Source organism: Pseudomonas sp. GW821-FHT01C01 (assembly GCF_059422645.1).
The window spans coordinates 1-13924 of the sequence record NZ_JBWKXF010000085.1 but is presented as its reverse complement, the minus strand read 5'-3'; the positions used below and the strand labels follow the sequence as shown (position 1 = coordinate 13924).

Below are 13924 nucleotides of genomic sequence, written 5' to 3'. Positions count from 1 at the left end.
ACTCAAGAGCGCCGCGTTTAGTCAGTAAACACGCGGCATCGTTAACGACCATCGCGAGCAAGCTCGCTCCTACAGTGAATACTGAACAGCATTACGGGTTGCCGGGCGATTGTTACGAATTCTGCAATTAACCTGTGCAGGTTTTTGCTGTTTCCTCGCCGGAAAACTAATTAGCATATCTATTAATTAGGTTGCTAACGAAATTCGGGGGGGCAGCATGCAAGGCAAAGTTGATGTCGCGGTCATGATCGGCAGCGGTGTACCTGCCAATTTGCGTTCCATGGGACGCAAGGTTTGCTGGGTGGTGTTGCTCAATGGCGAGCGCCGGGGCACGGCGTTCTCCAGTCGCGATGAAGCGGAGGAGTGCAAGGCTGCCTGGTTGGCGCAATTGAGCGCCGAAAGACCTGGCAGCCTGCATTGAGGTTATCAGTGCGTCTGGTGCATGCGCAGGTTCAGGTCGTCGACCACCCGCGCCCAGTCAGCGTCTTCGCGCAATTGTTCTTTGAGGAAGCCTGCCTGTTGCGGTGACCAGAACTCGGCATCGATGAGTTTCTTGTCGTCACGCAGGGAATGGCTGGCAATGAAGTCGTCGATCGCGTTCTGGCTGGAGTCCAGGCCGAGCTGGTCGAAAAGGCCTTTCAAGTCGTGGGTCGGTGATTCCATCTTCATCTCCTTGCAGGTCATCAGTCGGGTCGAGGGGGCCGCACGGGCGGAGTTCGATCGCGATGTTCAGGCGCAACAGTGAGCATAGACCGCCAATCCGACAATCAGGCTTTCAATGCGCCCGCATCGACCGCCGCCTTCAGTTCCCTGGCCGATTCCTGGGCCGCAATGGCGGCGACATCCGGGGTTTTGAACCAACGATCCTTTTCGACCTGGTGATACGTCACGGTCTTCAGCGGTGGTTTGGCGCGCATGACAATCACGGCCTGGAATTCACCGCCGACTTCTCTGGCTTCACCCCGGATAAAAAATTCGCCGATATCAAATTCCGTCACGTTGCAGACTTCCCCTGGAAATACATTGTTGTTGTCAACGCACCCGATTTTTTGCGGATTCGTTTTATTGGGCGGGCAGTATGGCAGTAGTTGCCCGTCGACGGCTGAGATAAGTCGGCGGGCAGACGAAACGTCGACGGAAATGACAGCGCCGGGCATGTCAACAACGTGATTCAAGAAGCCGGGCGAGGGCACACGCTTCGTTATGATCAGCTCGGAAACCTCTGACGCAGCCTGTAGAAATGTCCTTGATATGGAAGAAGGCAATCCCCGCCATTACCACCTGAAATCGCGGGCGGGCCGGGACATCGTGAAGCGGTTCATGGGGGTGGAACCGTAGCGGATGTGAGATCGGCGTTGTTTCTGTGTCAGGCACCAGGGGATAAGCAACGTGTGTCAACGTGCACATATGAAGTCCTTTTCATTGTTTTACCGACGTATGTACGTCGTTTTGGCTAGTCTCCAAGAGCATCGCTGCTCTAGAATCACCCTCACTGGTGGGTGAATGATGTTTATCTAAAGCAATTTTTTGCGGACGATATGTAGGAAAAGATTTTTTCTTGAAGAGATTTTTCCCCGAAGTTGATAGTCCATAATTTTCTGGCAGCAGGAAGGGAGTTTTCCTTCAACCTGTGACGAACGCCAGGCAGGACGATGCGAGTGACGTTCCAGTAGTCTTCTCAAGCTTCGTGATGAGTGAGTGCACTGCTCATTCAGGACTTCAATCCGGGTTCTTTGGCGACACCTTCGGCATTGCCGCTTTTTTGGCTGTGCGTTTATTTTTCGCGCACGGCACCATTTTTCAGATGTGGGGATGTTTCCTTGGCAGTAAGTAATCTCGATATGCATGCTTTGTTCGTGCTGGGTGATTTGCGCGCAAAGCTGGTCAAGCAGTTTCAGTCACGTTTCGTTTACATCACCGAACAGAACGCTGAAGGCATTTACATTGCCGAAATCGACACCGAATCAGCCCTGGTGGTGGACGACAAGCCCGGACTCAAACTCAAGGTCGGCGATCATTTCAGCGCTTCGGTGCTGCCCAGTCGCGAAGGCGGCAAGCTGGACATCAAGTTCCGCGACATCAAGCTGACGGTTTACGGAATTGGCGATTACGCCTTCGTGACCACGGCCGATGGCCAGGGGATCGTGTTCAAGGAAGGTCACAGCGTGGTGATGGTGTTTGCTGCCCATCAACAGCTGCAGGAAGGCCTGACCAAGACCCTGAAAGCCGTGACCGCCAAAGCTGTCAAGTGGCGCAAGGGCGAACTGGTGACCTTCAAGGCCAGCGAGTGATGACCCTGACCCGCGCCGATTTCCACGAACAGAACCAGGCCAGCGCTCAAGACGAGGCGCGGCGGCTGTTCGGGCAGAAGACCATTCTGCAAGGAACCTGGCTGAATTGGGTGGCGTCACAGCTTTACCAACTGCAACCGGCGGCATACGCCAGCATGGTCAGACGAGAGCTGATGCGTTTGCAGGAAACTTCCGAAAACTGATCCGCACACCTCGAAAGCAGGAACCTCTACTACAGTCATTGGACTGAGTATTCAGAGGCTTCGCGGTCTACTGCCAGGCCATCCTGCTATTGCTGTGAACAGCACGAGGTGCAAAAGCATGAACGGATTTCGACGGTTGCTGGCTGCGGTCCTGGCCACTTTCGGCTTGATGGTGACGCCCGCCCCGGTGATTGCCGCGCAAACGACAATCCACTTCGCCGACCTGAACTGGGAAAGCGGCAGCCTGATTACCGATGTCCTGCGCATCATTGTCGAGAAGGGCTACGGGCTGCCGACCGACACTTTGCCGGGCACCACCATCACTCTGGAAACCGCGCTGGCCAACAATGACATTCAGGTCATTGGCGAAGAGTGGGCCGGTCGCAGCCCGGTCTGGGTCAAGGCGGAGGCCGAAGGCAAAGTCGTCAGCCTTGGCGACACGGTCAAGGGCGCGACCGAAGGCTGGTGGGTGCCGGAATATGTGATCAAGGGCGACCCGGCCAAGGGTATCAAGCCGCTGGCGCCGGACTTGCGCAGCGTCAGCGACCTGCCGCGCTATAAAGACGTGTTCAAGGACCCGGAAGCCCCGACCAAGGGACGCTTCCTCAATAGCCCGATCGGTTGGACTTCGGAAGTGGTCAACAAGCAGAAGCTCAAGGCGTATGGGCTGGACGACAGTTACGTGAACTTCCGCAGCGGTTCGGGCGCGGCACTGGATGCGGAGATCAGCTCGTCAATTCATCGTGGCAAGCCGGTGCTGTTTTACTACTGGTCGCCGACGCCGTTACTCGGCCGCTTCAAGCTGATTCAACTCGAAGAACCACCGTTCGACGCCGAAGCCTGGAAGACCTTGACCGACGCTGACAATCCCAACCCGCAGCCGACCCGTTCCCTGGCCTCCAAGCTGTCCATCGGTGTCTCCACACCGTTCCAGAAACAATATCCGCAGATTGCCGAGTTCTTCGCCAGGGTCGACTTTCCGATCGCTCCCCTGAACAAAGCACTGGCCGAGATGAGCGAGAAACATACGCCGCCGCGCCAGGCTGCGCAGGCGTTCATGAAGGCCCATCCGGACGTTTGGCGGGCCTGGTTGCCCAAGGACGTGGCGGATAAAGTCTCCGCCGCTCTGTAGGAACTGCCGCAGGTTGCGATCTTTTGATCTTGTCTTAAAAAAGCAAAATCAAAAGATCGCAACCTGCGGCAGCTCCTACAATGTTCAGTTCATATCCCTTTCAAGGATCTCTGAACCATGACCTTGTTGTTGGCTCAATGGCTGGTGACGATCTTCGCAGTGATCAGTCTGGTGCATGTGTATTGGGCGTTGGGTGGCGAATGGGCGGCGGTGGCGGCGGTGCCGCAAGTGCCACAGGAGGGCAGCGCACAACTGAGGCCGGCGTTCAAGCCACGGGGCTGGATCACACTGGTGGTGGCCGCGGCGCTGCTGTTGATTGCCGTGCTGGTGTGCTTGCGGGTGGGTTGGTGGCTGCCACCGTTGCATCACTGGTCGTTGCAGTGGGTGATCAGTGCGATTGCGATTTTGCTGTTTGCCCGGGCCATTGGCGATTCGGAGCTGGTGGGTTTTTTCAAAGAGGTCAAAGGCTCGGAATTTGCCCGGCTGGACACCTGGGTTTACTCGCCGTTGTGCGTGGTGTTGGGGGCTGGGTTGCTGGCGGTGGCCTGGGTCTGAGACAGCGACGTTTTTGTAGTGACAGTACTGGCCTCTTCGCGAGCAAGCCCGCTCCCACAGTGTCTGGTGTCGTACATACCTTTTGAGTTAGACACCCACCCTTGTGGGAGCGGGCTTGCTCGCGAAGAGGCCGGTCCAGTCAATACAACCCTTTCTAACTGCCACTCTCCGTACGCCGGCTGCTCACCTCGGCCGGCACATCATCCCCGGCCATGCGTTTACGGAACAGCGCCGCCCGGGCCAGCAGCAAGGTGGTCACCGGCACGGTAACCGCCAGCAGGATTGGAATCAGCCAGGCATGCAAGACCGGCGCGGACTTGAGCGCCGAAAAGTAAATGATCGAAGCCAGCGCCACGCACCAGGCCCCGAGCGTCGAGGCCAGGGCCGGTGGGTGCATGCGCTGGAAGTAGTCCTTCATGCGCAGCAGGCCCGTGGCGCCGATCAATGCAAACAGACTGCCGAGCACCAGCAGGATCGCCACCGGGATTTCCACCCACAACGACAATGGCGTATTCATTCGATCACCTCACCACGCAGCAGGAATTTCGCCAGGGCGAACGAGCCGACGAAACCGAACAGTGCGATCAGCAGCGCCGCCTCGAAGTACGTATCACTGGCATAACGAATACCCAGCGCCAGCATCATCAGCATCGCGACGATGTACAGGTAGTCCAGCGCCAGGACCCGATCCTGGGCCGACGGCCCCTTGAACAGGCGGATCAGGGTCAGGATCATCGCCAGGGAAAAGAAGAACAGGCTCAGCAGGATCGCGTTCGACAGTAATGGGCTCATTCGAAGATCTCCATCAGCGGACGTTCGTAGGTCGCCTTGAAGTGCTGGATGAACAGCGCCTCATCGTCCAGATCGAACACGTGCAACAGCAAAATGCTGCGGTCCAGCGCCAGCTCCGACCAGACCGTACCGGGCACTACCGTGGTGATCATCGACAGCGCGGCCAGGCCATTGGCGTCACGCAAGTCCAGCGGCACCTTGATGAATTGCGAGCGGGGCGGGCGGCGACCCGCATTGAGCACGCCCCAGGCCACGGCAAGGTTGGACACCAGCACATCACGCCCGACCAGCAGGACCAGACGCAGGATCACCCCGGGACGACGGATGCGTACCGGCAGCGGACGCAGCTTGCGCATCATCAGCGGCGCGCAGAACCCCAGCGCCGCACCCAGCAGCAGATTGCCGGGGCTGGTCGACAGGTTCAGCAACAACCACAGCAGCCACAAGGCCAGCGACAGCAACGGTGCCGGAAACAGGCGCTTCATGGTTGCACCTCCAGCGGGGTCGCTTTGGCCGACGGGTTTGGTACGACGCGAGTGTCGAGCACGGCCATCACGTATTGCTGCGGGTTGTACAAGGCATTGGCGGCGGCCTGGGTGTAACGCAACAGCGGATCTGCCTTGAAGGTCAGCAGAATACTCAAGCCCAGCAGTGCGAAGATCGGCACGCATTCAAAGCGTCGCAGCAGGGGCGATGGCCGTTCCGCTGGTGTCCAGAAGCGCTGGATGCCCAGACGCGAGAACGCGATCAGCGACGCCAGCCCAGACAAAATCAACAACACCAACAGGCCCCACGCGGCATTGGAAATCGGTTCGTCACCGCTGTTGCCCAGGCCCATTGGATTGAGCAGGGCGCCGATCAGCCCGAGTTTGCCAATAAAACCGGACAGCGGCGGCATGCCGATGATCAACAAGGCACAGGCGATGAAGCTCAGGCCAAGAAACGCCATGGTCCAGGGAATCACCTGGCCGACCACGGCTTTTTGATCGTCGTCGAGGTTGATACCTTTGGGCGGATGCAGGGATTCCAGTGGCCGGGGCAACAGTTCAGCTTCATCTTCGAGCAGGACTTCATTGGCCGAGCGCGAGCGCTCGATGAGTTCGGCCAGCAGGAACAGCGCACTCAACGCCAGGGTCGAGCTGAACAGATAGAACAGCGCCGCGCCGGCCAGGTTCGGCTGGGCGAAACCGATGCTCGACAGCAGAATGCCCGCCGACACCAGAATGCTCAGGCTGGCCATGCGCTCCAGGCGTTGCGCGGCGAGGATCGCAATGGCTGCGCAGACAATGGTCGCCATGCCGCCATAGATCAGCCATTCACCGCCAAAGAACGCCGATGCCCCGGCCTGGGCGGAAAACAGCAGCGTCCACAGGCGCAGCAAGGTGTAGACGCCAACCTTGGTCATGATCGCGAACATTGCCGCCACCGGCGCGCTGGCCGAGGAATAGGCCGGCACCAGCCAGAAGTTCAGCGGCCACATGCCGGCCTTGGCCAGGAACGCGACGGCCAGAATCCCCGCGCCGGCGTGCAGCAAGCCGCGATCGGCTTCGGACACCAGCGGGATTTTCACGGCCAGGTCAGCCATGTTCAGCGTTCCGGTGACGCCATAGATCAGCGCCGCGCCAATCAGGAACAGCGACGAGGCCAGCAGGTTGATCGAGATGTAATGCAACCCCGACGACACCCGTGCCCGGCCCGAGCCGTGCAGCATCAACCCGTAGGACGCGGCCAGCAGCACCTCGAAGAACACGAACAGGTTGAACAGGTCAGCGGTGAGGAACGCGCCGTAAAGACCCATCAACTGGATCTGGAACAATGCGTGAAAACTCGAACCGGCGCTGTCCCAGCGTGCCATGGCAAACAGCAGGGCACTGACGCCGATGATGCCGGTCAGCACCAGCATCAGCGCCGACAGGCGATCGACCACCAGCACCAGGCCGAACGGCACTTGCCAGTTGCTCGGCAGGTACACTCCGATGGAGCCGGGCACGCCGGTGGTTTGTGTCCATTGCAACAACGCCACGGCGATACCCAGCCCGAGCAGGCTGGAGAACAGATTGATCTTTGCCTTGAGCGGCCGGTGTTTCTCGCCGAGCATCAGCATGATCGCGGCGGTCAGCAGCGGCAGCAGAATGGGCGCGACGATCAGGTGAGAAATCGCCATCATTCCTTGGGCTCCCGGCCATCCACATGGTCGGTGCCGGTCAGGCCCCGGGAGGCCAGCAGCACCACCAGAAACAGCGCGGTCATGGCGAAGCTGATGACGATCGCCGTCAGCACCAGCGCTTGCGGCAAGGGGTCGGTGTAGTGCAACAGGTCCTGAGGGATGCCGTCCTTGATGATCGGTTCCTTGCCGATGAACAGGCTGCCCATGCTGAAGATGAACAGGTTGACGCCGTAGGACAGCAGGCACAGGCCCATGACCACCTGGAACGTCCGTGGGCGCAGGATCAGCCAGACGCCGGACGCGGCCAGTACGCCGATGGCGATTGCGATGACTTCTTCCATCAGACGGCTCCTTTGACGGCAACGGATTTAGGCTGGGCAGCGGTTTTGTGACCCCGCACCGATTGGTGGGCGAGGGCGGTGAGGATCAACAGGGTCGAGCCAACCACCACGCCGTACACACCGATGTCGAAGAACAGCGCGCTGGCGAGGTGGATGTCACCCAGCAACGGCAACGAAAAATGCCAGGTGTGGGTGGTCAGGAACGGATAGCCGACCAGCATTGCGCCCAGCCCGGTGGCTGTGGCAAACAGCAATCCGGTACCCATCCAGCGCAGTGGCCGCAGGCTCATTTGCGCCTCGACCCACTGCGTGCCGGCAACCATGTATTGCAGGATGAACGCCACCGACATCACCAGTCCCGCGACAAAGCCACCGCCCGGTTGATTGTGCCCACGCATGAACAGGTAGAACGACACCACCAGCGCCACCGGCAACAGCAGGCGCACCAGCACTGCCGGTACCATCATGAAGCCGAGCGCGGTGTCGCTGGCGTGGCGCGGGTTGACCAGGTCGGTGACCACATCCGGTGCGAGCAAGCGTTGCTGGGCCGGCAGTTGCAGGCTTTCTTTCGGCGGACGGAAGCGGCGCAGCAGGGCGAACACGGTCAGGGCCACGGCCACCAGCACGGTGATTTCACCGAGAGTGTCGAAGCCACGGAAGTCCACCAGCATCACGTTGACCACGTTGCTGCCACCGCCTTCGGGCAAGGCGCGACTCAGGTAGAACGAGGAAATATCGTTGGGTGTCTGGCGCGTCAGCATGGCGTAGGCCAGCAACGCCATGCCGACACCGACCGAGATCGACAGCAGCAAGTCGCGGATACGCCGCACCCGCGCCCGGCGCAGACTGCCCGGCAACGGCGAGACGTCCTCGATGCGTCGTGGCAGCCAGCGCAGGCCCAGCAGGATCAGCACCGTGGTCACCACCTCGACCGCCAGTTGCGTCAGGGCCAGGTCCGGCGCCGAAAACCAGACGAAGGTGACGCAGGTCATCAGGCCGCAGACGCTGACCATGGTCAGGGCCGCGAGACGGTGATACTTGGCTTGATAGGCCGCGCCAAGGGCGCAGGCGATGGCCAGCAACCACAAGGTGACGAAGACGATCGACCCCGGGATTTTCGGCCGATCACCCCAGTGCAGGCTGCTGTGCAACATGGGAATCAACCCCGCCAGCACGGCGGCAAGCACCACGAGGAACAATTGCATTTGCAGGCGCCTGGTGCCGATCCGGGGCTCCAGGCGACGGGCCAGGCGCATCATCACGACCAGGCCACGTTCGAACAGGCGCTTGCCGTCGAAACGACCAATGAGCGGCGGGCAGTGGAAGCGTCCACGTTTGAATTGGTTGCGCAGCAGCAAGTAGAGCAGGGTGCCGCAAGAGAGGGCGATCAGGCTCATGATCATCGGCGCGTTCAGGCCGTGCCAGATGGCCAGGCTGTACTCGGGCAGCGTACCGCCGACCACCGGTTGCGCCGCGGCAGCCAGCAGCGGGCCGACCACCTGGGCCGGGAATATCCCCACCAGCAGACAAGTGAACACCAGCAACTCGACCGGCGCGCGCATCCAGCGTGGTGGCTCGTGAGGCGTGTGGGGCAAGTCGGTCGCCGGCGGCCCGAAGAACACATCCACGGTGAAGCGCAGGGAATAAGCCACGCTGAAAGTCCCGGCAATGGTCGCCACGATCGGCAAGCTCAGTTCGACCCAGCGCGTGGCATTGATGAACACGGTTTCGGCGAAGAACATCTCTTTGGAGAGGAAACCGTTGAGCAGCGGCACACCGGCCATGGAGGCGCTGGCGACCATGGCCAGGGTCGCGGTGAACGGCATCAGCTTGTACAGGCCACTGAGTTTGCGGATATCGCGGGTGCCGCTTTCGTGGTCGATGATGCCAGCGGCCATGAACAACGAGGCCTTGAATGTTGCGTGGTTGAGAATGTGGAACACCGCGGCGACGGCGGCCAGTGGACTGTTCAAGCCGAGCAACAGGGTGATCAGGCCGAGGTGGCTGATGGTCGAGTAGGCCAGCAATCCCTTGAGATCGTTCTGGAACATCGCGCAATACGCCCCGAGCAACAGGGTGCAGGCACCGGCGCCGCTGACGATGTAGAACCATTCTTCACTGCCCGAGAGCGATGGCCAGAGCCGCGCGAGCAGAAAAACCCCGGCCTTGACCATGGTCGCCGAGTGCAGGTACGCCGACACGGGGGTCGGCGCGGCCATGGCGTGGGGTAGCCAGAAGTGGAAAGGGAATTGTGCGCTTTTGCTCAAGGCGCCGATCAGGATCAGGGGCAACAGGATCGGGTAGAGGGCATGGGCGCGAATCAGTTCGCCGGCGGCCAGGACCTTGTCCAGGTCATAGCTGCCGACCACATGGCCGAGCAGCATGACCCCCGCCAGCAGGCACAATCCGCCCGCACCGGTCACCATCAGCGCCATGTAGGCGCCGCGCCGGGCATCGGCGCGATGGTGCCAGTAACCGATCAACAGGAATGAGAAGAGGCTGGTCAGCTCCCAGAAAAACACGATCTGGATCAGGTTGCCGGAGATCACCAGGCCAAGCATGGCGCCCATGAAGGCCAGGAAAAACGCGAAGAAACGCGGCACCGGATCGTCCGGCGACATGTAGTAGCGGGCGTACAGCGAAACCAGGGTGCCGATGCCCAGCACCAGCATGGAGAACAGCCAGGCGAAACCATCCATGCGCAGGACGAAGTTCAGGCCCAGGCTGGGCAGCCAGAGAAACTCTTCGCGAATGACGCCGCCATGGGCGATCTGCGGGTACAGGAGCGCGACCTGGACGGTACCGATCAGGGCGACCAGGCCAGCTAACAGGGATTCGGCGTTACGTGCATTGTGCGGCAACACGGCCGCCAAACAGCTGCCTATGAAAGGCAGAAGCAGTAGAACTATCAGGGACATAGGCTTCTAATCTGCGGAAGTTTGTGAAGCATCATACGTGCCAGCTCCCGGATCACCAAACGCCAAGCTGTCGCAGAATCCTACACGGTAGTCCGAAAAAGCCCGTTTAACCTTGTTTAAGGGGGAGGGATTTCGTCTGTACCGGCCCCTTCGCGAGCAAGCCCGCTCCCACATTTGAAACGCATTTCAATGTGGGAGCGGGCTTGCTCGCGAAGGCGGTCTATCTGGCGATGCAAAAGCAGCGGTTTATCGCTGTGTTTCCTGTTCCAGCTCTTCCTCGACCGCAGCCGCCTTACCCTTGGTCTTCAGTTCACTGACAATCACCGCCGCCACAATCAACCCGGCCCCGACCAGGGCAATCGCAGGCAAGCGTTCCCCGGCGATGCGCCCGACAATCCCGGCCCATACCGGCTCGCCGGCATAGATCAGCGTGGCGCGGGTCGGCGAAACGCTTTTCTGGGCCCAATTCATTGCCACCTGAATCGCCGCACTCGCGCCCCCGAGGCCCAACGCGCTGCACAGCAGCAGCCACGAGAAGTCCGGTATCGCCTCGTTGGTCGGCACCACCATCAGGAACGACAGCACCGAAGTGACCGCCAGTTGCACCGTCGTCACCCGGCGCACATCGACCTGGCCGGCATAGGTGCTGATCAGGATGATCTCGGCCGCAATGGCCACGGCGCTGATCAAGGTGGCGATTTCACCGGGGCTGAAGTTGAACGACGCACCAGACGGCCCGGACAACAACATCAACCCGGTAAAGGCCAGCATGATGCCGATGCTGGGCATCAACCCCGGACGCCGCCCCAGCACCAGCCATTGCAGCAACGGCACAAAAGGGACGTACAGCGCGGTAATAAATGCCGATTGGCTGCTGGGAATGCTTTGCAGCCCGACCGTCTGCAAGCCATAGCCGAGCATGATCGCCACGCCGATAAACGACCCGGCCTTGAGTTCGAACAGGGTCAGGTCGCGCAGGTGGCGCCAGGAAAACAGGGCGACGATGCTCGCGGCGGCGGCAAAGCGCAGGCCGACAAAAAACATCGGGCCGCTGACGGTCATCGCATGCTGTACCAGCAGGAAGGTTCCGCCCCAGACCATCGTGATCAGCACCAGCACGCACTCGGCCTTGCTGAGCCTTGTAAAACGGGAAGAAGCCTTTGGGGAATTCACCGACGTCATGACCTTGCACGCTACTGGATGGGGACGCACAATGCGCCGAATGTTGCGCAGTATACTGCCCAACCCCACCCAGTGAGCAATATAGTGCACAAAGATTCTACTCAACGGGCTTCGGTCCTCCAGCATGTCAGTCAAAATGTTCGTCGTTTGCGTCATGCCGCCGACATGAGCCAGACCGCGCTGGCCGAAAAGTCCGGTGTCAGCCGCCGAATGCTGGTGGCGATCGAGGCGGGGGAAAAGAACGTCAGCCTGACCACCCTGGACCGGGTGGCCGAAGCCCTCGACGTCGCCTTCAGTGATTTGATCCAGGCTCCCGACGCCCGCGATCCCAGTCGTATCAATGAGCTGGCCTGGACCGGCACGATCCCTGGCAGTAAAGCGGTGTTGCTTTCCAAGGCCCAGGCCAGCCGCGAAGTCGAGCAGTGGGAATGGTGCCTGCAACCGGGCGAGGTGTATCCGTCGGAGCCGGACGCCGATGGCTGGAGCGAGCAGATTTATGTCTTCGAAGGTTGCCTGACCGTTATGCTCGGCGACCAGCCGCAGAATATCGCTGCAGGTGAATTCTTCATGTTCGCCAGCAACCAGCCGCACTGTTATCGCAACGACGGGGCAGTGGCGGCAAGGTTTGTGCGTAATGTGGTGATCTGAACAGGGAGAGCACGATGGACCAGGCCTTGACCCATGACGCCGACATCCTGATTGTCGGTGGCGGCCTCAGTGGCACGATGCTGGCGGCGCAATTGATGCGTCGGCCGGGCCGGCGCCGGGTGCTGGTGATCGAGCCCCGGGCCGAGTTGGGGCGGGGCGAAGCCTATAGCGCGGTGGAACTGGGCCATACGCTCAATGGCAACGCGGCGCGGATGAGCGTCGATCCAGACAACGCCGAAGACCTGACCCAATGGCTCACCGACTACATTGCCAGCGGCGGCTGGCCGGAGTCGGACCAGCAGCATGTGCCGATCAGCGAATTGTTTCCGCCTCGGGGGATATTCGGTCTGTACGCGCAACAGCGTCTGGCAGAAGCGCAAGCGGTGGGTGCCTTGAACGGTTCGACCGTCGAACATGTGCGGGCCGAAGTGGTGGATTTGCAAACCGGTACGGATAACGTGCGGCTGACTCTGAACGATGGGCAATGCCTGCAAGGAGCGTTTGCGGTGCTGGCCACCGGTATGTTCCCCGCCGCGCGTACACCGCAAACCCAGTCCAGTGGCTTGAACGCTGCGGCCCTCGATCCGTGGGATGTGGCGGCCATGCGCCAACTCGATCCGCAATCGACGGTCATGATCATCGGCTCGGGCCTGACCATGGTCGACGCCGTGGTGTCCCTGGATCAGGCCGGGCATCGTGGTCCGATTGAAGTGTTTTCCCGTCATGGCCTGCTGCCCCATGTGCGTCGCCAGCCACCGGCCTGGGTGGATTTTCTCGAGCAGGACCAGAGCATTCGCACGCCTCGCCAATTGCTGCGCGAACTGCGTCGGCACTGCCGGGACGCCATCGCCCAGGGTATTGACTGGCAGGCGCCACTGGACACGGTGCGGGCACACATCGGCCGCTTGTGGCATCAGGCGACGGACGTGCAACGTCGGCAGTTCGTGCGGCATGTGCGGCCGTGGTGGGAAAGCCATCACCACCGCTCGCCACCCTTGAGTGCCGAACTGGTGGAGCGCTTATATAAAGAAGGGCGGTTGCGTATTCACGCGGCCTCGTTCAAGGGGCTTGAGCCTTTGCTGAATGGCGAGGTGAGTATTCGCCTTCGACGGCGCGGCGAGACACACACCTGTGTGGTCAGTGGTGCTGCCCTGATCAACTCCAGCGGTATCGAATACGACTGGCGCCGGGTCGCGCGGCCGTTGCCCCGGCAACTGCTCGCCCGTGGCCTGGTCCGGCCTGGGCCGCTGGCCTTGGGCATCGCGGCAGAGGTCGATGGTGCGGTCCTGAACGCCGAGGGTGAGCCCGCCCGCCGTCTGTTTGCCATGGGCCCGCCGTTGCGCGGCATGTGGTGGGAAAGTACCGCCGTCACCGATGTGGCGAGCCAGGCCAAGGCGTTGGCCGAGCGACTGGTGCGCTAAGGCCGTCCATTCAACACACCGCGCAGTCAGCGCGGTGTGTTGGCGTTGTTGGACTCGTCGATCAGGTTGTGGGTCTGAGTACATATCCGTTGCTGCGGTAACGGCGGCTTATGGTTTCGCCCTTACGGCGAGTCCCTTTTGTCAAACGACACAAAAGGAACCAAAAAGTCTCGCCCCTTACGTACGGCCCCTCGCTTAGGCTCGGGGTTCCTTCGCTCCGGCATTCATCCGGGGGCATCGCCTCCGGTCGGCTTCGCTTCGACCTCCTCTCGAT

17 protein-coding genes are annotated in these 13924 nt (G+C 60.8%); 7 read left to right on the top strand and 10 right to left on the bottom strand.

Features of this window, described 5'->3' with window-relative positions:
• The first annotated feature begins 217 nt into the window (after window positions 1-217).
• Window positions 218-421, top strand: a complete 204-nt coding sequence (locus tag AC07XF_RS28015; RefSeq protein WP_495029103.1) for a hypothetical protein — start codon at window positions 218-220, stop codon at window positions 419-421.
• Window positions 422-426: 5 nt separating this feature from the next.
• Here the strand turns inward: AC07XF_RS28015 and AC07XF_RS28010 are convergent, their stop codons facing one another.
• The 3 genes from AC07XF_RS28010 to AC07XF_RS28000 all read right to left on the bottom strand — a co-directional run bounded on the left by AC07XF_RS28010 (window position 427) and on the right by AC07XF_RS28000 (window position 1407).
• Window positions 427-663, bottom strand: a complete 237-nt coding sequence (locus tag AC07XF_RS28010; RefSeq protein WP_495029102.1) for a DUF2789 domain-containing protein — start codon at window positions 661-663, stop codon at window positions 427-429.
• A 104-nt stretch (window positions 664-767) separates the two neighbouring features.
• Entirely contained in the window at window positions 768-998 is a 231-nt protein-coding gene (locus tag AC07XF_RS28005; RefSeq protein WP_007986244.1) for a hypothetical protein, read from the bottom strand.
• Between the two features lie 160 nt (window positions 999-1158).
• Complete coding sequence (locus AC07XF_RS28000; protein WP_495029101.1) at window positions 1159-1407, bottom strand: hypothetical protein; 249 nt, start codon at window positions 1405-1407, stop codon at window positions 1159-1161.
• Window positions 1408-1820: 413 nt separating this feature from the next.
• Here AC07XF_RS28000 and AC07XF_RS27995 point away from each other — a divergent pair, with 413 nt between their 5' ends.
• The 4 genes from AC07XF_RS27995 to AC07XF_RS27980 all read left to right on the top strand — a co-directional run bounded on the left by AC07XF_RS27995 (window position 1821) and on the right by AC07XF_RS27980 (window position 4181).
• Entirely contained in the window at window positions 1821-2291 is a 471-nt protein-coding gene (locus AC07XF_RS27995) for a hypothetical protein (protein WP_495029100.1), read from the top strand.
• A complete protein-coding gene (locus AC07XF_RS27990; protein WP_495029099.1) occupies window positions 2291-2494 on the top strand; it encodes a hypothetical protein in 204 nt (67 codons plus the stop codon). The genes AC07XF_RS27995 and AC07XF_RS27990 overlap by 1 nt, the downstream gene beginning before the upstream one ends.
• A 118-nt stretch (window positions 2495-2612) precedes the next feature.
• Window positions 2613-3626 carry an ABC transporter substrate-binding protein gene (locus AC07XF_RS27985; protein ID WP_495029098.1) on the top strand — a complete coding sequence of 338 codons (1014 nt, stop codon included), beginning with the start codon at window positions 2613-2615 and terminating at the stop codon, window positions 3624-3626.
• Window positions 3627-3743: 117 nt separating this feature from the next.
• Window positions 3744-4181 carry a DUF3995 domain-containing protein gene (locus AC07XF_RS27980; protein WP_495029097.1) on the top strand — a complete coding sequence of 146 codons (438 nt, stop codon included), beginning with the start codon at window positions 3744-3746 and terminating at the stop codon, window positions 4179-4181.
• Window positions 4182-4335: 154 nt separating this feature from the next.
• Here the strand turns inward: AC07XF_RS27980 and AC07XF_RS27975 are convergent, their stop codons facing one another.
• The 7 genes from AC07XF_RS27975 to AC07XF_RS27945 all read right to left on the bottom strand — a co-directional run bounded on the left by AC07XF_RS27975 (window position 4336) and on the right by AC07XF_RS27945 (window position 11707).
• Window positions 4336-4698 (bottom strand): Na+/H+ antiporter subunit G, encoded by a 363-nt coding sequence (locus AC07XF_RS27975; RefSeq protein ID WP_007986252.1) that lies wholly within the window; start codon window positions 4696-4698, stop codon window positions 4336-4338.
• The gene (locus AC07XF_RS27970) at window positions 4695-4973 is read right to left on the bottom strand and encodes a K+/H+ antiporter subunit F (protein WP_007986253.1); all 279 of its coding nucleotides are present in this window, start codon (window positions 4971-4973) and stop codon (window positions 4695-4697) included. The genes AC07XF_RS27975 and AC07XF_RS27970 overlap by 4 nt, the downstream gene beginning before the upstream one ends.
• Window positions 4970-5458 carry a Na+/H+ antiporter subunit E gene (locus tag AC07XF_RS27965; protein WP_108230557.1) on the bottom strand — a complete coding sequence of 163 codons (489 nt, stop codon included), beginning with the start codon at window positions 5456-5458 and terminating at the stop codon, window positions 4970-4972. The genes AC07XF_RS27970 and AC07XF_RS27965 overlap by 4 nt, the downstream gene beginning before the upstream one ends.
• Window positions 5455-7140, bottom strand: coding sequence for a monovalent cation/H+ antiporter subunit D (locus AC07XF_RS27960; protein WP_495029096.1), 1686 nt, complete (start codon window positions 7138-7140; stop codon window positions 5455-5457). The genes AC07XF_RS27965 and AC07XF_RS27960 overlap by 4 nt, the downstream gene beginning before the upstream one ends.
• Complete coding sequence (locus AC07XF_RS27955; protein WP_160389639.1) at window positions 7137-7481, bottom strand: Na+/H+ antiporter subunit C; 345 nt, start codon at window positions 7479-7481, stop codon at window positions 7137-7139. The genes AC07XF_RS27960 and AC07XF_RS27955 overlap by 4 nt, the downstream gene beginning before the upstream one ends.
• Window positions 7481-10399: a monovalent cation/H+ antiporter subunit A gene (locus AC07XF_RS27950; protein WP_495029095.1), complete on the bottom strand. Its 2919-nt coding sequence runs from the start codon at window positions 10397-10399 to the stop codon at window positions 7481-7483. The genes AC07XF_RS27955 and AC07XF_RS27950 overlap by 1 nt, the downstream gene beginning before the upstream one ends.
• A 246-nt stretch (window positions 10400-10645) precedes the next feature.
• Complete coding sequence (locus tag AC07XF_RS27945; RefSeq protein ID WP_495029094.1) at window positions 10646-11707, bottom strand: DMT family transporter; 1062 nt, start codon at window positions 11705-11707, stop codon at window positions 10646-10648.
• On the opposite strand from AC07XF_RS27945, the gene AC07XF_RS27940 reads away from it, so the two are divergent.
• Together AC07XF_RS27940 and AC07XF_RS27935 are read left to right on the top strand one after the other, a co-directional pair.
• Window positions 11666-12229, top strand: coding sequence for a helix-turn-helix domain-containing protein (locus tag AC07XF_RS27940; protein WP_310059593.1), 564 nt, complete (start codon window positions 11666-11668; stop codon window positions 12227-12229). The genes AC07XF_RS27945 and AC07XF_RS27940 overlap by 42 nt on opposite strands.
• Before the next feature lie 14 nt (window positions 12230-12243).
• Window positions 12244-13650 (top strand): FAD/NAD(P)-binding protein, encoded by a 1407-nt coding sequence (locus AC07XF_RS27935; RefSeq protein ID WP_495029093.1) that lies wholly within the window; start codon window positions 12244-12246, stop codon window positions 13648-13650.
• The last annotated feature ends 274 nt before the right edge of the window (window positions 13651-13924 follow it).